The sequence below is a fragment of the Pelotalea chapellei genome (genome assembly GCF_018531195.1).
GTDB lineage: Bacteria > Desulfobacterota > Desulfuromonadia > Geobacterales > Pseudopelobacteraceae > Pelotalea > Pelotalea chapellei.
In genome coordinates this window covers 1-18398 of the sequence record NZ_JAHDYS010000017.1, presented here as the reverse complement: position 1 = coordinate 18398, position 18398 = coordinate 1, and the positions used below count along the sequence as shown (strand labels likewise).

Sequence of the window (18398 nt, the reverse complement as noted above, 5' to 3'; positions counted from 1 at the left end):
CTGGCTGTGCTCTAATACTATCATTGAAGATGCGTGATTGGCGAGAGAGCAGTTTTAGGCGCCGCAGTCGAACGAGGCACAAAAAAAGGGACACCCATTACTGGATGTCCCGGTGGTTCAGGTATGCGGCTATGAATTTATTTTTTCTTGGCTACGATCAGGTCCTTGACCTTCTCATACACAGGCGCAGGAAGGATGTTGCGGGACTTGAGCTGAGCCTTGTTGGCATAGGGGCGGCCAGCAACGATCTTGGATGCGTAAGTGTCGCCAATGCCGGGGACAGCTTTCAACTCGGCTGCAGTGGCGGTATTGATGTCAACCACTTTAGCGGTTGCGGCGGCTTTAGCTTTGTCTTTGGTGTCGGTTGCAGTTGCCTTGGCATCGGCTGCAGCACCCTTGGCACTGCCCTTGGCTGTGTCGGCTGTAGATTTGGCACCTGTTTTGGCGCTGTCTGCAGTGGCTTTTGCTGCACCTTTCACGTCAGGCATTTTGGTTGTTGTGTCCACGGCCATGGCGAGGCTCGCTGACATGATGAGGGCTACTGCTGCGAGGGCGGATCTGACGAAGCTTTTTTTCATGATGATTCTCCTTTTAAGGTTAATTAATAGCCTTATATCGCCAGATATCCAATGTGTCAATTTTTGTGTGCCAGCCAGGCGGCAAGATTAACGGCAAGCGCGGCATTGTTCTTATCGAGGAACCGGTTTTGAAAAATCGCATCATCACCAAAAATGATGAAACTGCCTTTCCCTTTGTTTCCCCAAACAACCAGGGCAAAAGGACCGTTGGCGTCATCCTTTGAAAAAGTCTTGTCGCCATTCAGATCAACCCAGCTTTCCGGCGAGGTGCTGGCAATGGCGGTTGAGCCGGGACCTGGATTGAGCGCCCAGGCCCCATAGACGGAAAACTGGCTGATACCGTTGAACAGAGGATTTTTCTTCAGATCGTTTATCGTGAAGTTGATGTCCATGTCGAGGATGTTCCGGCGCTCATGCAATACCGCATTGGAATGTTCGACATTCAACCGGGCGAGCAGGCCGGCAACCGGCTGTCCTATGTGCAGCATTACAGCCAGCCGGCCGCCGCGTTCCAAGAAATGGAGCACAGCATCGCTTTCTTCGGAGGTCAACTCTGCAAAGGGGCCTGAGATGACGAGCGCCTCACAGTTGCCGAGTGTTTCATTACTCAGGGGAGAAGTGGTTGAATTCACCTGGGCTCCCTGTTTCCGGACTGTATCGGCCAGTTTGGAAAGCTGCAGTTCACCTTTCTCTCCGATCAGAAAACGCTGGTTGTGGCCCTGGTCAAAGAGGATCCGCGGAGCATCGTCTTTGGCCAGGCAATTCAGCGGCAGAAGAAACAACATAGAGAGAAGGAGGATGGGGATTTTCCGGATTGTGCGGTTCATATGTGTGCCTCCAGTAATAAGACTCATTTTGTCCTTTATGGTCCGATGAGGTCATTTTTGCAAGTTTTATTTTCATGATTAGCGGGTAATATGATACATAACACCACCACTGACGGAGCATACGTCACACATCACATACAAGGAGATCACATGAGCCACAAAAAACCGGAACTTAAATTCAAGTACGTTTTTAACTATGGATACAACCCTACCTATGTCAATGGAGCCCAGGGCGGGTTTTCCCCCCGCGGCGAGATGATCGTGAACTTTTATCTCGAACGCCAGCCGCTGCCCGAATCCATCAGTCATGAAATCACCTCGGAAGGCGCCATCGGCCGCGAGACCAGTATGGAGCCGAGTGATCTGGCAAACAGCATGGTGCGTTTCATCGATACCGGCGTGGTGATGAGCTATGAAAATGCAAAGGTGTTCCATGCCTGGATGGGTGAGAAACTGCGTGAGATGGAAGAGATGCTCAAGGCTCGCAGCGCTTTTGAAAATAGCAGTGCGGGTGGACAGGCATAAAAAGTTCCCTTGTCTGGCGTTAATTCAAGCAGAAAATAAAAAGGCCGTTCAACTTCTTCCTTTGGGAAGGTTGAACGGCCTTTTTTAGTCTGATCTGACCTTGTGCGATTACTTTACTATCGCTCTGCCCAGTTCCTTGGAAGCATTTTCAATACTGCCCAAATTGATCAGGTTTTCATAGCCATTCTTTTTGAGCTCATCAATGGCAATGGCCGTGCGTCTGCCGCTTCGGCAGTAGAGCAGTATTTTTGCCTTTTTGTCGCTGGTCACTTTCGCGATTCCCTCCACAATCTGCTCGTGGGGAATCAATACCGCTCCCTCCAGATGACCTGTCAACCATTCCTGCTGCGATCGTACATCAACGACAACCGGCTGAGCTGTAGCCTTTTCTGCTGCCGTTGCATTTCCTGCGAGAAGCCCGCAGACCATCATGATGCTGATGAAACCCCGTAAAAACTTCATATTCACTCCTTTCCAGAGATGTAGTCACCGAGAAGGTCCCGGCTATGTTCGTCCTCGTGGCAGTGAATGCAGAGATTCTCCCAGTTGCAGCCATCGGGGGGATTGTTGTGGTGGTTGCCATCCTTGTGGTGCACGGTCAGCTGGTTCAGATTGGCGGCATCAAACTCGCGGCCGCACTTTGCGCAGACCGGTCCATGGATCTTCAGCGATTTGGTCCGGTAGTTACTGTTGCTGTCCACTTCGCCGCGCATTTTTTTCAGAAGCGCGGCAGCCTCTTCAGCGCTGGGCAGTTTGACTGTTTTCGGTCCGCGGGCCATGGTCAGGCCACCTGCTGGTTGAGCAGTTTAACCGTGGCGCGGCCATCGGCATAATAGTCAATGATATTATAGCAGCCATAGTTCTGCTCGATATTGAACATCCCCTTAAGAGGTGCACCGATCGCATTCAGAAGAATGACACGGTTGACGCCGCCATGCCCCACCACCAGTATCTCCTGCCCCTTATGCCGGTCGATTATCTCGCTGATCACCGGCATAACCCTGGCCTGCACGTCCAGCAGATTCTCTCCCTGGGGCACCCGATAATTAACCAGGTCCGCCAGTCGGGCCTGCCACTCCTTTGGCCAGCGCCCGGTAATCTCGCTCCAGGTCATTCCTTCCCAGATGCCGATGTTCAGTTCGCGCAGCTCTTTGCGTTTGACCGGCTCGACGGCGAGTTTTCCGCAGAGGATTTCAGCACCGATCGTGCAGCGTGACAGATCGCTGGTATAACAGGCGGAAAGCGGCACATCAGCCAGATGTTCCTTCAGGCGGTGGTACTGCTCAACGCCAAGGTCGGTCAGGGCGACATCGGTCTGTCCGTTGTAGCGGGGTTGGTCGTATCCTGCCACTTGGCCATGGCGGACGAGGTGGATGCGTGTTGCGGGTGTCATGGATTGTTCCTCTCGGATCTTTTTCCCATAAGGGCCGGGCTGGCCGGATGAATGATTGTAACTCAAGTGAGGGTGTGCGGGAATCGATTTTGCAGCGCGGGGACTTCATGACCCGATTTACGTCCCTCCTCGCGGGCTTCGGAACAAGAAAAAGAAATAGTGTAAACAACAAATAATTAATGGGTTGAAATTAATTTTATCTTGTGGTACGTGATACAGACTTTTGCCCACCCCTCAAGGCTATAAATTGAGCCGTCCTGCCTGAAGCTGCTAATCCAAAAACTGTTCAGGGACTCCGTTGTGACAGTCCCGAGGCAGTATAAAACCCCATAGGTGATGTGAAAGGAGAAATACGAATGATTTGGACAAGATTATCACTGGTGCTGTTTCTTGCGTTGTCAGTTTTCTGCATGACGTGGTCAGGCCCGGCGAGCGCCGCGACAACCACAACTACGACCACGACCACGACCGTAATCCCGACACCGACCACTCTTCCTGGAGGCACAGTTATCACTGCCAGTGCCGCCAAAACCCTCCTCGACGCTAAAACAGCCGTATTCTTTGACGTCCGTTCTTCCAGCGCGTACAGCGCCGGTCATATCCCCGGAACCGCTAACGTGCATTACACGCAGCGGAGCCTGAAAACCACCACCTTCGACGCCACCCTCGATCAGTTCGACCTTACTGCCCTCCCCGCAACCAAGAGCGCCACTATCGTTTTCTACAGTAACGGCATCAACGGGTGGAGATCCTATAAGGCAGCCATCCTCGCCATTAGACAGGGATACACCAATGTTCGCTGGCTCAGGGGCGGCATGGTGGACTGGGTAGCGGCAAAATATTCCGTTGAGAGTGCACCTGCCGGCATCTGACATCCCAATATCCTCTTGTAACTATCTGGCCCTTTCCTTTATTCCTGGCTGGTCGGAATAAAGGAAGGGCCATTTATATTTCTGCCTGTTGCATTCGAAACGGTCAGGCCGCCCCCTCATTTTACCTCCGGTATTACTCTATATTTTTCAGCTGTTGTGCAAAAAAAACTTCCAGCTCGGCAATCTGTTCCGTCTGGCCCCGTTCTGCGGCCAGGGTGTATGAACTGAAGGCTTCCTTGAGGGAATTGTTCACTCTCCCCTGGCTGGCGCTGCCCTGCAACCGATCGCTACCCCTGAAATATTCATAGGCCAGCCGCCCCATCGCGGCACAAACCAGTCCCACCCGCTCGTCCCGGAAGCGGTAGCGCGCTTCGAACGGGAGATGTTCATCCACCAACAGACGATCTTCCGCTTCAAAGCGCTTCCAGGCAGGGGAACCATACAGCACGATCTGATTGTGATACAGTAGGTTGACGGTCATATCAGGCTCATCCAGCAGCTCCAACTCCTCCAGGAATGTATAGTTTTCTTCCAGTTCATCCAAAGTTGAATCGGGTTCGAACATGATAAAGCCGATGTTCAGTTGCAGACCACAGCGCTGGGCGATGCGCACGGCATCGCTGACCTGCTGTTTGGTGATGCGTTTGTTGATGCGCCGCAGCACGGCATCGCAGCCCGACTCGATCCCAAGGAAAACTGAAGTAGCCCCGTTTTTGGTCAAAGTTTTCAGCAGCCCTTCTTCAACCGTATCCACTCTGGTCTCAAAACCAAAGGGCAGGCCAGCTGCGCGGGCGATGCGGCTGAGGGCGATGATCCGTTCGCGCTCCCGTTCACCGGGGGCGATGAAGGTCGGGTCGATGAAATAGAGGCTGTCAACCTGTCTACGCCCTATGCGCTGGGTCAATTCCCTTTCCAGCGAAGCTGGAGTGCGTACCCGACGGCGGCTGCAGCCGTAGTAGGGCTTGATGAAGCAGAAGCTGCAATCGCCATGGCAGCCGCGGCTGGCGGCGATGTTCATGCTGGCATAGTTGCAGTTTGCCCCCACGTCGTCCGGCACCGGCAGCAGTGACAGATCATCGATCAGAGCCCGGGGGATGAACGGTGCGTCGGGCAGGGCCAGGCCGGGGAGCGGTTGCAGGTCGCCTGGCCTGAAGGTGGCCAGCAACTCGGCCAGGGTCGCTTCGAACTCGCCCATCAGGATGAAATCCAGCGTGGGGGCGTACTGGAGAAGTCTGTTGCAGGAGAGCGTCGGAAACAGGCCGAAGGCTCCCAGCGGCGCATCGCTTTCGCGCAGCAGATCAAGCACTTCGCGAACGATCCGCTCATGCCCCCAGGAATAGACCCAATGGAAGAGGACCAAATCTGCATCCTCAGCCAGTATTGTGGTGGCAAGTCTCTTCGGCGTCTCAGTGCTGGAGGTGAAATCAAGATGGGCCGCGTCCCAGCCGGCCTGACGGGCGATAGCCAGGGCATAACCGCTGTTCAGGCTGGCAGAGAGCGGGGCATTGGCCACGTCGTTGTAATGCGCGAAAGTGAGAGGTCGTGGGTTTTCAACAATGAGGATTTTCATGGATTCGGTAATTAGAGAAAGGTTTGGGATCTGCCGGAATATTGGGAAACAAAAAAAGAAAAGTATTATGAGAGGGCAAAGAGGGCTCCCCTCTTTTTGCCCTCTACCAGAGCGCAGGATACTACGAGTGCTGTGGTATCAGCCTGATCTCAAGCTTACAGTTAACGGCGGCAGCATATTTTCGGAGCATTTCCAGAGACGGTGAATGACGGTGAGAGCCGAGCGAGGCTTCAACCCTCGCCAAGGATGGCTGTGAAACGCCCATTTTAGCTGCCACCTGCTCCTGTGTCATGCCTGCCTGCCTGCGTGCTGCAAGCAGTGCATCCAAAGCGGCAAATTCATCATCCAAGGCTTCCCATGCTTTTTTGAAGTGGGGATCTTGCAGGTCTTTTTCCAATTTTTTCTTGGGGTCGTACGAAACAGGTTTATAGCTCATTATTAACTACCTCCTTCTGCCGGGTAAGCGCTATATCTAATTCTCGTTTTGGTGTCTTATCCGTTTTTTTGATGAAGCTGTGTAGAATTATGATCTTTCGCCCGACCATTGTGCAGAAAAAAACTCTTCCAATTCCTTCCTCTGCCTTGGCGCGGATTTCGAAGAGGCCATTGCCAAGCGCCCGTGTATGCGGCATTCCCAAGTTGGGACCATTTTCTTCCATGCGTACGGTCAGTGCTCGAAATCGAGCACGCAAACCGACAGGCCAAGCATCAAGTTCGGTCTCTACAGTTTCATTGTAGTATGAAAGATGGTAAACCATGATGTCGATCATAACATTCATGTTATAAAAGTAAAGAATTATGAAGTGTGAAGTTGTTTCCTAGCCAGTCCACTATATTGTGAAGCACAGGTGACCACCCGCTCTTATGAAAAATATATATTTAAAGCATGCCTTCCGTAAGGAGTTGTAGTGGTTAGACTAATTCTTCTTGGGACGTTATCCGCCTTATTCTTCAGCAGCACATTTATCTTAAACAGAGCGATGAGCCTGGGCGGGGGGCATTGGGTATGGACTTCAAGTCTGCGGTTCGGATATATGCTTGTTTTTTTGAGTATCTGGATCGGTTTTTCAAAAGGGTCCAAATACCTGGCTGATATCAAAGAAGTTTTTATCCGGCACTGGTTGTTCTGGATTATGGCGGGAAGCGTGGGCTTTGGGATATTTTATTCTCTGCTGAGCTTCGGTGCCTCCTACGCTGCCGGGTGGATTGTCGCGACTACCTGGCAGTTGACTATCCTTGCCACTCCGGTAGTTCTCATGATGTTCGGCAGAAAGGTTCCCACCAGGGGGCTGCTGCTTATTGCTCTTATCTTCACCGGCATTTTGCTGGTGAACGTCGAATATGCCGCTTCGGCCACAGTTCGTGAAGTGATGCTCTCCGCTTTTCCGGTTCTGGTCGCCGCATTCGCATATCCGACAGGCAATCAGATGGTGTGGGAGGCGGTGCGAGGGAAAAATGGACGTATTCCGCACATCGAAAGCCGGGTAGTTAAAGACAGTTTTGCCAGAGTGTTACTCTTAACCATCGGGTCAGTGCCATTCTGGATTGTGCTCATTCTGGTCGCTTCACCACCGCCACCTTCGTCAAGTCAGCTGATCAGCACTGCACTGGTAGCGCTGTTCTCAGGTGTTATCGCCACGACCATCTTTCTCTATGCCAGGCATCTGTGCGTCCGTCCCAGCGAAATTGCCGCAGTCGATGCCACCCAATCCATGGAAGTGATATTTTCGCTTGCCGGAGAGATAATTTTTCTGCAGGGTGTTTTCCCAGGTTCCATCGGAACGACGGGAGTTGCCCTGACTATCATAGGATTGGTGGCGTACACTCGAATGCAAACAGCGAAATAATGCCTTCCTCAGTCAATCCCACAATTCAATTAAAGGTCTTGCAATGAATACCAGTTTCTCGCCCGCCTTGCTGGGCACACTCTCCATGATGGCCTGCGCTTTTCTCTGGAGCGTCGCCGGCTTGTTCATCAAAATTCTGGATTGGAACCCTTTCCTGATTGCAGGGATGAGAAGCCTGATCGCTTTCCTGTTTCTGTTTGCCATTGCCCGCTCCGTCAGGCTGACATGGTCGTGGCCGCTGGTTGGGACTGCTCTGGCCAATGCTGCCACCATGCTACTTTTTATATCCGCCAATAAGACCACTACGGCGGCCAATGCCATTCTGCTGCAATACCTGGCGCCGGTTTTTACCGCCATATTGGGGGTCTTTATCCTCAAGGAGCATGTCCGGCGGGAACAGGTCATCGCTCTGTTGCTGACGCCGGTCGGAATGGCTCTGCTGTTCTTTGACCGCCTCTCTACCGGGCAACTTTTAGGAAACATGTTGGCGCTCACGTCGGCAGTTACCTTTGCGTTGATGTTCATCTTCACCCGCATGCAGAAGGAGGGCAACCCTCTGCAGTCGCTGATGGCTTCCCATGCAATTACAGCCATAATCGCCTTAAGTGTTGCAGTCTTCCTCCCTGTTCCCCGGATTACCCCGGCCGCTGTCGGCAGTATCGTTGTGCTCGGCGTACTGCAGATCGGCTTGGCAACTCTGTTTTTTTCATACGGCATCAAACGTGTTTCGGCTGTTACGGCAAATCTGATTGCCCTGATCGAGCCGGTGTTTAACCCGGTCTGGGTCTTTCTGCTGCTGCGGGAAGTGCCTTCGGCACAGTCTCTCCTTGGTGGTTTCCTGATTATCGGTTCAGTGGCGGCGGCCAGTGTGATAACTGGCTGGCGTATGGATAGGGGGGCTTCGAAGAGGGGGCGACGCGAGTCGAATCTTGAAACTTTTGAGATAAATTGATTTTTCAACAAAGGATAAAAAGAGGATTGTATGTACCCTGAATCTGATGACTTGAAAGATTATCTTGTTTCCGACGCGATCATTGACTGGCGGTCTCCGGCTGTTCAACAGAAGGCTTTGGAACTGACCCAGTCCTTACCGGATGAGGTTGCCAAGGCCCGCTGTCTGTATGAATGGGTCAGAGACGTCATTCCTCATACCAATGATGCCGGCCTCGACATTGTGACCTGCACGGCAAGTGAAGTGCTTCAACACGGTACCGGGATCTGCTTCGCAAAAAGCCACCTCCTGGCCGCCCTGCTCAGGGCGGTGAATATACCCGCCGGTTTCTGCTACCAGGTTTTACGCCTGAATCCACCTGATGATAGCGAGTACGTTCTGCACGGCTTTAATGCGATCTACCTCACTACGCTCGACAAATGGGTTCGGGTCGATGCGCGGGGTAATACCAACGGGATCAATGCCCAGTTCAGCATAAAGAAAGAGCAGCTCGCTTTTGCCATGGACCTTGCGGCCGATGAATTTATCTACGAGGCGATTTTTGCGGCACCGGTGGACAGTGTGGTGCGCAGGCTGAGGGAGCATCGGACCTTGGAAGAGTTGTGGCTTGATTTGCCACAGTCCCTGTAATTGCCGGGACTGCTGGCGATTCAAACAATCCTCCGGCAGGGGTCGGCCAAAGTGACGGAGGTCGGGAGCGTCGAGCGGTTGTCAAAGCGGCCAGAAAATCTGCTTCAATTAGGTATGGCAAGGATTTCCCGCAAAGTTACTGCCAGTTCAGTTGGAATCAGCGGTTTCATAAGGATTCGCGAACTTTCTGTAAACAGCTTTTGCTCGTTAATCAGGTCATAGGGGTAACCGCTAGTAAAAATAATTTTAACCTTTGGAGACAAACGTTTGATTTCTGTGGCAGCCTCACTGCCATTGATATTAGGCATGACAACATCCATTAACACCAGATCTATTTCGTCTTTTTGGGCACGAAAAATATCGATTGCTTCCTGTCCGTCCCGGGCTAATAAAACCACATATCCCAGATCCGTCAAAAACTTTTTAAGATAATCATTTACGCTGGCTTCGTCATCCACGACCAATATTGTTCCACGACCACCCGGTATCACCTGGTTTTGAAGGCTTATTTTTACATCGCTTGAATGAGCATCCCTTTGCATAAGCGGCAGGTAAATTTTGAATGTCGTGCCTTGTCCCAGTTCACTGTAGACATGTATATGACCATTATGCTGCTGTATGATTCCGTAGGCTATCGAGAGTCCCAAACCTGTCCCGCGTCCGGTTTCCTTGGTGGTAAAAAAGGGTTCAAATATACGTTGTCTGGTGGTTTCATCCATGCCGACGCCGGTATCGACGACGGAGATCACCACATAACGCCCCAGTGCACCATAGCCATGCATTTTTATGAATGTCTCGTCCATCTCAATAACATCGGTGCTGATTGAAAAGATGCCCCCCTCCGGCATCACATCCCGCGCGTTTGCGGCCAGATTCATCAGTACCTGCTCAATATGTCCTTTATCAGCTGCAACTCTGAAATTATCTTCCTTGAGAGATATAATCAGCTTGATATCTTCACCGATGACACGCCGAAGAAAAATTTCCACATTCTTAATAGTATCGTTCAGATCAAACTGCTCCAGTTTAAGCTCCTGTTTTCTGCTGAACGTCAAAAGAGAGCGGGTCAGGTTAGTGGCACGTTCAGCCGCCTTCAAAATTTGACCCATCTTGTCCCGTTGCGGATTATCGCTCGACATCTCCGTCTGTATCATTCATTGCACCATATCCAAGGATAACAGTCAGAATATTGTTGAAATCATGAGCTATTCCAGCGGAAAAACGGCCGATTGCCTCCATCTTCTGAGCCTGGCGCAGCTGCTCTTCAAGGCGCTTCTGATCGGCAATAGTCTGGCGTAGCTCCTGATTAACCTGTTCAAGATCGTGCATCTTTTTTTCCAGTTTGCGGAACAGCGCCTCGCTGTATCCTTTCTGAACACCTTCTTCGTCGGAAGCACTGGAAGCGTTACCTTTATCCATAAAAGCGCAGGGGGTGGCCAGTACTTCACGAATGATGTTCATCAATACTTCCGGCTCTTGCGGCTTTATGACAAAGCGGTCTGCTTTCAGGCTGAGCGCCAGTTCTTCGTCTTTCTTCTCGATAAATGTGGCTGTATAAAAAATAAATGGTATCTGGCTGAGGAGCACATCCGAGCGCCACTCCCGGCAAAGAGCATAACCGTCCATCACCGGCATCAAAATGTCGGAGATGATCAGATCGGGGGGATTGCTTCTTGCCGACTCAAGCGCCTCTGCGCCATTGTTCGCAGCACTCACGTCATATCCGTTTCCTTTTAGCAGAGCTTCAAGGAAATACAGGTTGTCGGCAATGTCATCCACAATCAACACTCTTTGCATGATCTTAATTCCTCACTAGGAACGACTGGGGGAGATGCTGTTCCACTTGCTGTATAAAATTGTCGGGATTTATAGGTTTTTCGATATACCCTGTACACCCGGCCGCAAGAGCCTTGTCCCGGTCTCCGGCCATGGCGTACGAAGTAACGGCAACAATCGGAATATCTGCCAGATCGGGATTTGTACGGAGATGCCGTGCAACTGCATAGCCATCCATACCTGGCAGCTGAATATCCAACAAAATCAGGTCGGGCTTTAATCTGGCAGCCAGATCAATCCCTTCCCGCCCATCAGCAGCGGCGCACACCTCATAACCATGTTTCTCCAGCATGAAGGTCACCAGATACAGATTCTGCTCATTGTCCTCTATATACAAAATTTTTGTTTTCATGCCTGATTCCTTTTAAATGGAAGGGTAAAACCAAAGGTACTCCCTTTTCCCGGGCAGCTATCAACCAGCATGGTTCCACCCATTAATTCCACCAGTTTCCTGCAAATCGAGAGTCCCAGACCGGTGCCTTCGTATTTGCGGCTGAGGCCGGTATCTATCTGACGGAACGGCTTGAAAAGGGATTCCATGTCACCCGGCTTGATGACAATGCCGGTGTCCGCTACAGTTACCACGACCTTTTCAGGCTCCTGTACACATCTTAGTGAGATACTACCCTCTTCGGTAAACTTGATCGCATTGCTAAGAAGATTGAGTAATACCTGCTCTACCCGGCGGATATCCGCACAGACATTGCCCACATCTCCAGCCACATCAACGGAAAGATCAAGCCCCTTCTTTTCGGCCAGCGGAAGGACGGTTTGGGTGACCTTGAGAATTGACTCTTTCAGGTCGAAGGGTTCGGATGCCACCGTCAACTGCCCCGCCTCTATCTTTGAAATATCCAGAATATCGCTGATTAGTGAAAGCAGGTGATTGGCGCTCTTTTTAACCATGCCGAGCTGCTTGACCTGCTCTTCATTTATCGGGCCGCCCAGCCCCTGGAGCAAGATGCCGGTAAAACCAATGATTGAGTTTAACGGGGTGCGCAACTCATGTGACATGGTTGCCAGAAAAGCCGATTTCAAATGGTCGGCAGTTTCGGCTCGCTCCTTGGCTTCGCTCAACTCGGCTGCGCGGGCTGTGCGCTCCAGAAGTAACTGTTCAAGATGCGCCTGATTGGACTGCAGCGCTGTCTCTGCCTGTTTGCGAATGGCAATTTCTTTCCCCAGACGTCGGTTCCAGTAAATCAGCAGCCCTACCACCAGAATTGCTCCGAGCATTATCTTCCAGAGCAGACGATAATCAATCTTCTGTTCGAATTTTACGGAGATCCAGTTTGTATAAATATTGTTTTTTTCTGCATCCGGAATGGCGTTGAGCGACTTGTCGAGTATTGAGGCCAGAATGGGCCAGTCCTTGCGGGTGGCCATGGATTCCTCCGTGCGGTAGGGGGTCATCCCGCTCACTTTTATATGCCCCATCCCCAAACGTGCTATGTAAAACCCGGTAGTAAGCGTGTTGCCGAGATAGGCGTCTATCTGGCCGTCCGATAATCTTTTCAAACCATCGACCACGTTTTCGCAGATAACAAGCTTTAGATTTGGATGATCCTTTTTCAGATACTCATTGATAATATAGCCTTCCACAATCCCGATTTTTTTCTCTTTCAGATCTTCAAGGGAATAGATATAAGGCATATTCTGGCGGGTAAAGATGCCATAGGGCGACGAAATGTACGATCTGGTAAAATTCGCATATTCACTGCGCTTTTCGCTTTTGGTGAAGCCGGTGATCATGTCCAGTTCCCGGCGTTTCAACTGTTCGACCATCCCTACCCACGAGCCGCCACGGACGATATCAAAGCGGATACCAAGCATCTTTTCCAAAAGCTTGAGATAATCGGCGGATATTCCCTTGGGTGTGCCGTTTTCATCTACAAACTCCAGTGGTCCGCGTAGCGGATCCGAAACAACCCTTATGACTGGATGAGCCTTGAGCCACTCTTTTTCTTCGTTCGTCAACTTTATTGACGGCGGGGGCGTTTGTTGCACTGTCGCAAATACCGGTGCAATGATTGACGCCAACAGGACGGTCATCAGCACAACAACAGCATATCTGTATCCGATCAAGTTCATTCCAACCTCGTTCAGCTTGCAATAGACACAAAAAGGCCCCGAATTCCGCTAGGGAACCCGAGGCCTTTACAGCGCCGCATCACTTTTTGACGCAAACAACATATATGCTCCGAAACAAGCGATACACATTAAAATACATGTTCACGGAGGTAGCAAATACAACACTAAAAGTCAATATCACTATGAAAAACTTTTATTTTAAAGTTGTCCGGGATTGCAGCAAAGGCGGATACCGTGTCAATTTGGGAAGATCAGGTGTGAATGCACTCTCGACTGATCATAGGCATCTGATAAGCTTTGAGACACCACACCCTTGAATTGAGGAGAAAACCATGAAAAGAATACTTTCACTGCTCCTGTTGGCTGTTTGTCTGGCATACTCCGCTCCGCTCGTCAGGGCAGCCGATCCTCCCGCTGATCCTGCGGAGACGAAAGAATCGGAACAACGGAACGAACGGCTGGAGAAGAAGATTGACGAGATTGACCGGCAATTGGACCGTCTGGAGAAGACGCTGAAGGGTGCGCGTAAAGAGGCACAGGCCGAGTTTAAAAAGAAGCTCCCCGAGCTGCGGCTAAAAGAGCAACAACTGAAGAAGGATTTTGTTCGCTTGCGTGAGTCGGGTCAGAAGGCATGGCAGGAGTTTGAAGCGACGCTTGCGGACATGCAGCGGGCAATTGAACGGTCGCAGAAAGAGGAGTAAGAAAGGTTTACTGTTGAGTAGTCTGATTAAAGCTTTCTTTGCCTCACGAAAAGGCCGGATTTTACAGCCCTACTAATTCTAAATCGTGAATCTCAGCGAAGGGGACAAAACTTTAAGAATCTTTAGCTTCACGATGACCTCACGGTTAAAAATCAAAGTTCAAAAATCGGGGCTTTTCGTGAAGCTAAAGATGTTTTCTGTTTGATGCGTTTCTCAGCGTTTTTTCTGCGACTACGAGAGACAAGACTTTAAGCTTCTCGACTACAACTTCGATTAAGATTATTGTTTGTAAATCCGGCCTTTTCGTGAGGCTAAGATAGGTTTTTGTCGCATCGCCTTTCTCTGCGTTACTCTGCGGCTCTGCGTGAGACAAAATCTTTTCAGCTTCACGATAGCCTTCATTTCCCCTTGGTCAATTCCCTCAGATACTCGATCAAGAGCCGCACGCCAACTCCGGTAGCCCCTTTGGGGCAGCAGGGCTGCGCTTTGTCGCTCCAGGCGGTTCCGGCTATGTCCAGGTGGGCCCAGCGGGTTTTGCCGACAAACTGCTTCAGGAACCATCCGGCGGTAATGCTGCCGCCGTCGCGGCTGCCGGCATTCTTCAGGTCGGCGATGTCGCTCTTCATGGCCTCGCCGTAGCCGTCCCAGAGAGGCAACTCCCAGACTCTGTCTCCGCAGCGCTCACCCGCCCGCTTGAGCGCGTCCACCAGACGCTGATCATTTCCCATCAAGCCGCTGGCCAGGTGTCCCAGCGCTACCACGCAGGCGCCGGTCAGGGTGGCCAGGTCGACCATCGCTGCCGGCCGGTATTTCTGGGCGTAGTGCAGTGCGTCGCACAGGATCAGGCGCCCCTCGGCGTCGGTGTTGGTGATCTCGATGGTTGTTCCGGACATGGAAGTCAGTACATCGCCCGGTTTGTAGGCTTTGCCATCGGGCATGTTCTCCGCAGTCGGGATGATTCCCACCAGATTGATTGGCAGCTTGAGGCCGGCAGCAGCCTGCATGGTTGCCAGCACAGCCGCTCCGCCCCCCATGTCGGTCTTCATCTCCTCCATCCCGGCCCCCGGCTTGATGGAAATCCCGCCTGAATCAAAGGTGACCCCTTTGCCGACCAGCACAACCGGACGATCCTTGCCTCCAGCGCCATGGTACTCCAGCACGATCAGGCGCGGCGGCTCATGTGATCCTTTGCCGACAGCCACGAGAGCATTCATGCCGAGTTTTTCCAGCTCGTCCAGTTCCAGGACGGAGCACTTGAGAGGGTGGCGCTCAGCCAGTTCCCGCGCCGTGTCGGCCAGATAACCGGTGGTGGCCACGTTGCCCGGGTGCGAGACCAGGTCGCGGGCAAGTTGAACTGCCTGGCAGATTATTTCAGTCTGCTCAACCCGGGCGCGGTCCTGGTTGACGGTATCGCTTTTCAGCAGCAGGGTCATAGCCTCATAGCTGAAACGTTCCTCTTTGTCCTTGGTCTTGTAGTGCTCAAAGGCGTAACTGCCGAGCAGGGTGCCCTCACAAACCGCCTCGACCGCAGGTGTCTCTTTGCCTGCCAGATGCAGTGCAGTGGAAAAGGACGCGATCCGGGCCGCACGCAGCGCCTGCACGGCATTACCGGACGCCTGACGAATGCGCTCATCATTCAGCTCTGCCTTTTTGCCCAGTCCCACCAGCACCAGTCGTTCCGCCGGCAGTTTGCCCAGCGTGTGCACCAGATGGGTGGAGTTGGCCTTGCCGGAGAACTCGCGGTTTTCTGCCAGCCGGCCAAGCAGGCCGTTTAGAGCAGCGTCGCACTGGGCAAAGAGGTCATCCCGGTTATCTTCCCAACAGCCGATGACCAGCGCAGGGGTTGAGTGTTTGAGCGGTTGTGCGACTATAAGGTCGATTTTCATATTGTTCTCCCGTGTGTTTGAATAGTGCCGGTAACATTGTGTTGCGCAGGCTTTACCAATTCAAGCTGCTTTTCTGTGGGCAGTGAGCACTGCCAACGCCTCCGGGTCATGATCCAGCAAGATAAGTGCGCTGCTGACAGCTCGGCTGGGCAGCAAATCGCCACTCTCGTATTTTTGGAAGGCGCGGGGGCCACCGCCGATCAAGAGGCCTGCCGCTTCCTGAGAGAGATGAAGTTTTTTGCGGATACGGCGAATTTCCTCCGGCTCAAGCAGTCCTTCGCTTTGAGCCTTGAGAAGATTCAACATCCTGTCTGAAATCTTCATATCCTCGCCGGTATGAATACTTTCTTCTGATTGATCGCAATACCAGCCGGGCATGTCAAAGGTGATGCTCTTCCCTTTGTAGGTAAGAATCATCGGCCGCACCCCGCGATGCATTGGTGCCCCAGTTTCAGGACAAACGGGATCAGTCATTGTTTTTCTCCTTGAACGACAACAGCAGAAATTCGGTAATGGCATCCGCGGTAAACTTAACATACAGCAGACCCACCGGAGACGGAACGTGATATACGTCCTGCCAAAGCCGGGAATCGGCATAAGCAGTCATAGATTTATAGAAATGTCCTCGCTGCATCGTCTGGATTATGTTCACAATCTCGGTACGTCCACATCCAAGCGCGGCAGCGTTGCGAAGCGCCGTGCCGGTAACAGCAAGACGTTCGACACGATCAAAAGTGGCCTTAAACGCATCAAGATCATATGTAGGTTTACGCTTTCCGGTCATAGGAAAATTATATACACCATAGTGGTGTGGCTGGCAATGATCTTGGAGAGACTGCTGGAGTGAGGTGAGGCTTAAGGGTTTTCTGAAGATGAACGTGACATTTATTCCACCAGCAGCAATCCCACATACTGCACAAAGTCATCGCTATTTTTCAGTGGTCCCATCTTAATTCCCGCCCTTTCGGCCAAAGCAAAGACATCGCAGCCGCAGGATTCCAGCGAGGGACGGCGCTTTTCCGGAAATGTGCAGCGATCTTCCGGGCAGGTTTCACACCAGCAGCAGGGACCGCCGCTGAAGGCCAGCGCCTTTTTGAATCCGCCCAGAAATGCCGCTTTCTCCAGCTCCAGTAATTGTTCCTGAAATGAGCGCAGCGGCGGTTGTCCGGCCACCAGCAGGGCGCGGGAGTAACACCCCAGCAGCTCCTTGAATTCCTCGCTCCCCATGGAATGGGGCGGGCAGCTCCATTTTCTGCCGTACTGCGAGCAGCCATAGGAACATTTGGCTTTTACCCACGGTTCGATGGTAATGACGACCGGGTCCAGGTCCACCGCTGCATGAAAGCCGAGCTGACGGGCCGTGGTACGCAGGAGGTGGAGCGAAGTGCCCGCTTCGACGGAACTGCTTCGGCCGGCGATAACGGCATGGGAGCGGGAGGGGAGTTCCAGCACGGTGTGTTGGGGGAGTCCGGCCTGCTGCAACAGGTCGGCGGTCTCCGGGATGGTGTAGCAACGGCCGTTGAACGTGTTGACCAGCATGTGCAGGTCGTACATGGCGCCAAAGCCGTTGCCGTCGGTATAGAAATCATGGACGATCACCATCCCGTCGGCGGTGGTCAATTGGGCCAGGCGGGCCAGCAGGTTGCTGTTCTCCTCTGCGGAATAGCAGTGGATCAGGTTGGAGAGCACTACGAGTGAGGCCTGGCCGCGTTGCATTTCCACGAGCTGCCCCAGTTCATGTTCAGCAATAATATTGATGGGGTGCCAGCGCAGGTTAGGGTGGGTGGAGCCCGATTGCGCCGCGTTGCAGACATCGGGCAGATCGCAGGCGAGCGCCTGCCAGCCGGGGTGGCCTGTCAGAAACTCATGCAGATAACTGCCGTCACCGGCGCCGATGTCGATGATCAGTCCGGTTTCCGGCAGTCCGGGCAGCGCTTCCCACAGTTCCCGGGCGCGGACCCGGGCCGCCTCGGCCATGGCCCCCTGGAAAAGGTTCAGCCGGCGCTGGTATTCATCCGGGGAACGTTCCTGGATCAGCGAGCCCTGACCATCCCTCAGCACCTTCCCCAGCTGGCCCCAGTTCTCCATCAGCAGTTCTTCAAATTCCAGCACATGCACCTGGTTCTCGGGGCTGGTGCTGGCGAGGTAGGTAGCGGCAAAACGGGAGAGGTACAGCTGCCCGTCGTAGCGCTCCAGCAATCCCACATTCACCAGTGACTCGACGAAGCGCCCCCCTTCCTCCGCCCGCAGGCCGCACTGCTTCACCAGCTCTTCGGTTGTACAGGCATGCTCCGCCACCCGGTCGATGATCCCCGCATTGCACGCCTCACGCAGGAGGTAGAACAAGCGGTAACCGGTGGTCAGGTCGCAGAAGGTGGCGTAGGAATTGTCGGCTGGGGAGATTTTCATGGCACCTCGAGATTTCTAAAAACAAAAAGCAATAGAACGCGGAAAAGGCGGATAAAAGCACGGATAACGGCGGATCAGGACGAAGAATAAAAGATGAAGATCCGCTTAAAACCGCCGTATCCGCGATACATTGACTTGCGACTTATCAGGCAGTTTAGAAATTCACGTTGCTCAAAAGCAGTCAGATCGTCGCACCCGCAGGAAGCACCGCGGAGCAACCGTGTTCTCTGTCAAGTGAAAGCATAAAAACTATCGTTCCAGCGGCGGTTGTCCCTGATCATGGC

At 52.5% G+C, this 18398-nt stretch carries 22 protein-coding genes; 6 read left to right on the top strand and 16 right to left on the bottom strand.

The genetic code is table 11. The features are described 5' to 3' along the window. Positions 1-137: 137 nt before the first annotated feature. Entirely contained in the window at positions 138-578 is a 441-nt protein-coding gene (locus KJB30_RS15190; RefSeq protein WP_214300867.1) for a ComEA family DNA-binding protein, read from the bottom strand. A gap of 56 nt (positions 579-634) precedes the next feature. Then, positions 635-1405 carry a DUF4350 domain-containing protein gene (locus KJB30_RS15185; protein ID WP_214300865.1) on the bottom strand — a complete coding sequence of 257 codons (771 nt, stop codon included), beginning with the start codon at positions 1403-1405 and terminating at the stop codon, positions 635-637. 150 nt (positions 1406-1555) lie between these two features. Here KJB30_RS15185 and KJB30_RS15180 point away from each other — a divergent pair, with 150 nt between their 5' ends. After that, positions 1556-1930 carry a hypothetical protein gene (locus KJB30_RS15180; RefSeq protein ID WP_214300863.1) on the top strand — a complete coding sequence of 125 codons (375 nt, stop codon included), beginning with the start codon at positions 1556-1558 and terminating at the stop codon, positions 1928-1930. 108 nt (positions 1931-2038) lie between these two features. On the opposite strand, the gene KJB30_RS15175 is transcribed toward KJB30_RS15180, so the two are convergent. Genes KJB30_RS15175 through cobC form a run of 3 tightly spaced genes read right to left on the bottom strand, consistent with a single transcriptional unit; the run spans position 2039 to position 3323 of the window. Then, positions 2039-2392: a rhodanese-like domain-containing protein gene (locus KJB30_RS15175; protein WP_214300861.1), complete on the bottom strand. Its 354-nt coding sequence runs from the start codon at positions 2390-2392 to the stop codon at positions 2039-2041. A 2-nt stretch (positions 2393-2394) separates the two neighbouring features. Next, the gene (locus KJB30_RS15170; protein ID WP_214300859.1) at positions 2395-2709 is read right to left on the bottom strand and encodes a YajD family HNH nuclease; all 315 of its coding nucleotides are present in this window, start codon (positions 2707-2709) and stop codon (positions 2395-2397) included. 2 nt (positions 2710-2711) lie between these two features. Next, positions 2712-3323: an alpha-ribazole phosphatase gene (gene cobC, locus KJB30_RS15165; RefSeq protein ID WP_214300857.1), complete on the bottom strand. Its 612-nt coding sequence runs from the start codon at positions 3321-3323 to the stop codon at positions 2712-2714. Between the two features lie 356 nt (positions 3324-3679). Here cobC and KJB30_RS15160 point away from each other — a divergent pair, with 356 nt between their 5' ends. After that, a complete protein-coding gene (locus KJB30_RS15160; protein ID WP_214300855.1) occupies positions 3680-4195 on the top strand; it encodes a rhodanese-like domain-containing protein in 516 nt (171 codons plus the stop codon). Positions 4196-4328: 133 nt separating this feature from the next. Here the strand turns inward: KJB30_RS15160 and KJB30_RS15155 are convergent, their stop codons facing one another. The 3 genes from KJB30_RS15155 to KJB30_RS15145 all read right to left on the bottom strand — a co-directional run bounded on the left by KJB30_RS15155 (position 4329) and on the right by KJB30_RS15145 (position 6535). Beyond that, positions 4329-5765: a B12-binding domain-containing radical SAM protein gene (locus tag KJB30_RS15155; protein WP_214300853.1), complete on the bottom strand. Its 1437-nt coding sequence runs from the start codon at positions 5763-5765 to the stop codon at positions 4329-4331. A 121-nt stretch (positions 5766-5886) separates the two neighbouring features. Continuing rightward, positions 5887-6201 carry a helix-turn-helix transcriptional regulator gene (locus tag KJB30_RS15150; protein WP_214300851.1) on the bottom strand — a complete coding sequence of 105 codons (315 nt, stop codon included), beginning with the start codon at positions 6199-6201 and terminating at the stop codon, positions 5887-5889. After that, positions 6191-6535 carry a type II toxin-antitoxin system RelE/ParE family toxin gene (locus KJB30_RS15145; RefSeq protein WP_246545728.1) on the bottom strand — a complete coding sequence of 115 codons (345 nt, stop codon included), beginning with the start codon at positions 6533-6535 and terminating at the stop codon, positions 6191-6193. Before KJB30_RS15145 ends, KJB30_RS15150 begins: the two co-directional genes overlap by 11 nt. Positions 6536-6673: 138 nt before the next feature. On the opposite strand from KJB30_RS15145, the gene KJB30_RS15140 reads away from it, so the two are divergent. Genes KJB30_RS15140 through KJB30_RS15130 form a run of 3 tightly spaced genes read left to right on the top strand, consistent with a single transcriptional unit; the run spans position 6674 to position 9194 of the window. After that, a complete protein-coding gene (locus KJB30_RS15140; RefSeq protein ID WP_214300849.1) occupies positions 6674-7612 on the top strand; it encodes a DMT family transporter in 939 nt (312 codons plus the stop codon). Positions 7613-7655: 43 nt separating this feature from the next. Further along, on the top strand, positions 7656-8564 hold the full coding sequence (locus KJB30_RS15135) for a DMT family transporter (RefSeq protein ID WP_214300847.1): 909 nt from the start codon (positions 7656-7658) through the stop codon (positions 8562-8564). Positions 8565-8594: 30 nt separating this feature from the next. Beyond that, positions 8595-9194: a transglutaminase-like domain-containing protein gene (locus KJB30_RS15130; protein ID WP_214300846.1), complete on the top strand. Its 600-nt coding sequence runs from the start codon at positions 8595-8597 to the stop codon at positions 9192-9194. 104 nt (positions 9195-9298) lie between these two features. On the opposite strand, the gene KJB30_RS15125 is transcribed toward KJB30_RS15130, so the two are convergent. Genes KJB30_RS15125 through KJB30_RS15110 form a run of 4 tightly spaced genes read right to left on the bottom strand, consistent with a single transcriptional unit; the run spans position 9299 to position 13118 of the window. Then, positions 9299-10348, bottom strand: coding sequence for an ATP-binding protein (locus KJB30_RS15125; RefSeq protein ID WP_214300845.1), 1050 nt, complete (start codon positions 10346-10348; stop codon positions 9299-9301). Beyond that, the gene (locus tag KJB30_RS15120; protein WP_214300843.1) at positions 10320-10991 is read right to left on the bottom strand and encodes a hybrid sensor histidine kinase/response regulator; all 672 of its coding nucleotides are present in this window, start codon (positions 10989-10991) and stop codon (positions 10320-10322) included. Before KJB30_RS15120 ends, KJB30_RS15125 begins: the two co-directional genes overlap by 29 nt. Positions 10992-10995: 4 nt before the next feature. Next, positions 10996-11382 carry a response regulator gene (locus tag KJB30_RS15115; protein WP_214300835.1) on the bottom strand — a complete coding sequence of 129 codons (387 nt, stop codon included), beginning with the start codon at positions 11380-11382 and terminating at the stop codon, positions 10996-10998. Continuing rightward, entirely contained in the window at positions 11379-13118 is a 1740-nt protein-coding gene (locus KJB30_RS15110) for an ATP-binding protein (RefSeq protein WP_214300833.1), read from the bottom strand. Before KJB30_RS15110 ends, KJB30_RS15115 begins: the two co-directional genes overlap by 4 nt. Before the next feature lie 332 nt (positions 13119-13450). Here KJB30_RS15110 and KJB30_RS15105 point away from each other — a divergent pair, with 332 nt between their 5' ends. After that, positions 13451-13819 carry a sll1863 family stress response protein gene (locus tag KJB30_RS15105; protein ID WP_214300831.1) on the top strand — a complete coding sequence of 123 codons (369 nt, stop codon included), beginning with the start codon at positions 13451-13453 and terminating at the stop codon, positions 13817-13819. A gap of 398 nt (positions 13820-14217) precedes the next feature. Here KJB30_RS15105 and KJB30_RS15100 read toward each other — a convergent pair whose 3' ends face one another. The 4 genes from KJB30_RS15100 to KJB30_RS15085 all read right to left on the bottom strand — a co-directional run bounded on the left by KJB30_RS15100 (position 14218) and on the right by KJB30_RS15085 (position 18114). Then, a complete protein-coding gene (locus tag KJB30_RS15100) occupies positions 14218-15705 on the bottom strand; it encodes a leucyl aminopeptidase (RefSeq protein ID WP_214300829.1) in 1488 nt (495 codons plus the stop codon). Between the two features lie 60 nt (positions 15706-15765). Next, a complete protein-coding gene (locus tag KJB30_RS15095; protein WP_214300828.1) occupies positions 15766-16179 on the bottom strand; it encodes a type II toxin-antitoxin system MqsA family antitoxin in 414 nt (137 codons plus the stop codon). Then, entirely contained in the window at positions 16172-16489 is a 318-nt protein-coding gene (locus KJB30_RS15090) for a type II toxin-antitoxin system MqsR family toxin (protein ID WP_214300826.1), read from the bottom strand. The genes KJB30_RS15095 and KJB30_RS15090 overlap by 8 nt, the downstream gene beginning before the upstream one ends. 101 nt (positions 16490-16590) lie before the next feature. Then, positions 16591-18114 carry a DUF2284 domain-containing protein gene (locus KJB30_RS15085; protein ID WP_214300824.1) on the bottom strand — a complete coding sequence of 508 codons (1524 nt, stop codon included), beginning with the start codon at positions 18112-18114 and terminating at the stop codon, positions 16591-16593. Positions 18115-18398 lie beyond the last annotated feature (284 nt).

Bases quoted from the DNA above. Each gene is read 5' to 3' on its own strand.
- KJB30_RS15190 (WP_214300867.1), bottom strand. From the start codon at position 578: ATGAAAAAAAGCTTCGTCAGATCCGCCCTCGCAGCAGTAGCCCTCATC.
- KJB30_RS15185 (WP_214300865.1), bottom strand. From the start codon at position 1,405: ATGAACCGCACAATCCGGAAAATCCCCATCCTCCTTCTCTCTATGTTG.
- KJB30_RS15180 (WP_214300863.1), top strand. From the start codon at position 1,556: ATGAGCCACAAAAAACCGGAACTTAAATTCAAGTACGTTTTTAACTAT.
- KJB30_RS15175 (WP_214300861.1), bottom strand. From the start codon at position 2,392: ATGAAGTTTTTACGGGGTTTCATCAGCATCATGATGGTCTGCGGGCTT.
- KJB30_RS15170 (WP_214300859.1), bottom strand. From the start codon at position 2,709: ATGGCCCGCGGACCGAAAACAGTCAAACTGCCCAGCGCTGAAGAGGCT.
- cobC (WP_214300857.1), bottom strand. From the start codon at position 3,323: ATGACACCCGCAACACGCATCCACCTCGTCCGCCATGGCCAAGTGGCA.
- KJB30_RS15160 (WP_214300855.1), top strand. From the start codon at position 3,680: ATGATTTGGACAAGATTATCACTGGTGCTGTTTCTTGCGTTGTCAGTT.
- KJB30_RS15155 (WP_214300853.1), bottom strand. From the start codon at position 5,765: ATGAAAATCCTCATTGTTGAAAACCCACGACCTCTCACTTTCGCGCAT.
- KJB30_RS15150 (WP_214300851.1), bottom strand. From the start codon at position 6,201: ATGAGCTATAAACCTGTTTCGTACGACCCCAAGAAAAAATTGGAAAAA.
- KJB30_RS15145 (WP_246545728.1), bottom strand. From the start codon at position 6,535: ATGATCGACATCATGGTTTACCATCTTTCATACTACAATGAAACTGTA.
- KJB30_RS15135 (WP_214300847.1), top strand. From the start codon at position 7,656: ATGAATACCAGTTTCTCGCCCGCCTTGCTGGGCACACTCTCCATGATG.
- KJB30_RS15130 (WP_214300846.1), top strand. From the start codon at position 8,595: ATGTACCCTGAATCTGATGACTTGAAAGATTATCTTGTTTCCGACGCG.
- KJB30_RS15125 (WP_214300845.1), bottom strand. From the start codon at position 10,348: ATGATACAGACGGAGATGTCGAGCGATAATCCGCAACGGGACAAGATG.
- KJB30_RS15120 (WP_214300843.1), bottom strand. From the start codon at position 10,991: ATGCAAAGAGTGTTGATTGTGGATGACATTGCCGACAACCTGTATTTC.
- KJB30_RS15115 (WP_214300835.1), bottom strand. From the start codon at position 11,382: ATGAAAACAAAAATTTTGTATATAGAGGACAATGAGCAGAATCTGTAT.
- KJB30_RS15110 (WP_214300833.1), bottom strand. From the start codon at position 13,118: ATGAACTTGATCGGATACAGATATGCTGTTGTTGTGCTGATGACCGTC.
- KJB30_RS15105 (WP_214300831.1), top strand. From the start codon at position 13,451: ATGAAAAGAATACTTTCACTGCTCCTGTTGGCTGTTTGTCTGGCATAC.
- KJB30_RS15100 (WP_214300829.1), bottom strand. From the start codon at position 15,705: ATGAAAATCGACCTTATAGTCGCACAACCGCTCAAACACTCAACCCCT.
- KJB30_RS15095 (WP_214300828.1), bottom strand. From the start codon at position 16,179: ATGACTGATCCCGTTTGTCCTGAAACTGGGGCACCAATGCATCGCGGG.
- KJB30_RS15090 (WP_214300826.1), bottom strand. From the start codon at position 16,489: ATGACCGGAAAGCGTAAACCTACATATGATCTTGATGCGTTTAAGGCC.
- KJB30_RS15085 (WP_214300824.1), bottom strand. From the start codon at position 18,114: ATGAAAATCTCCCCAGCCGACAATTCCTACGCCACCTTCTGCGACCTG.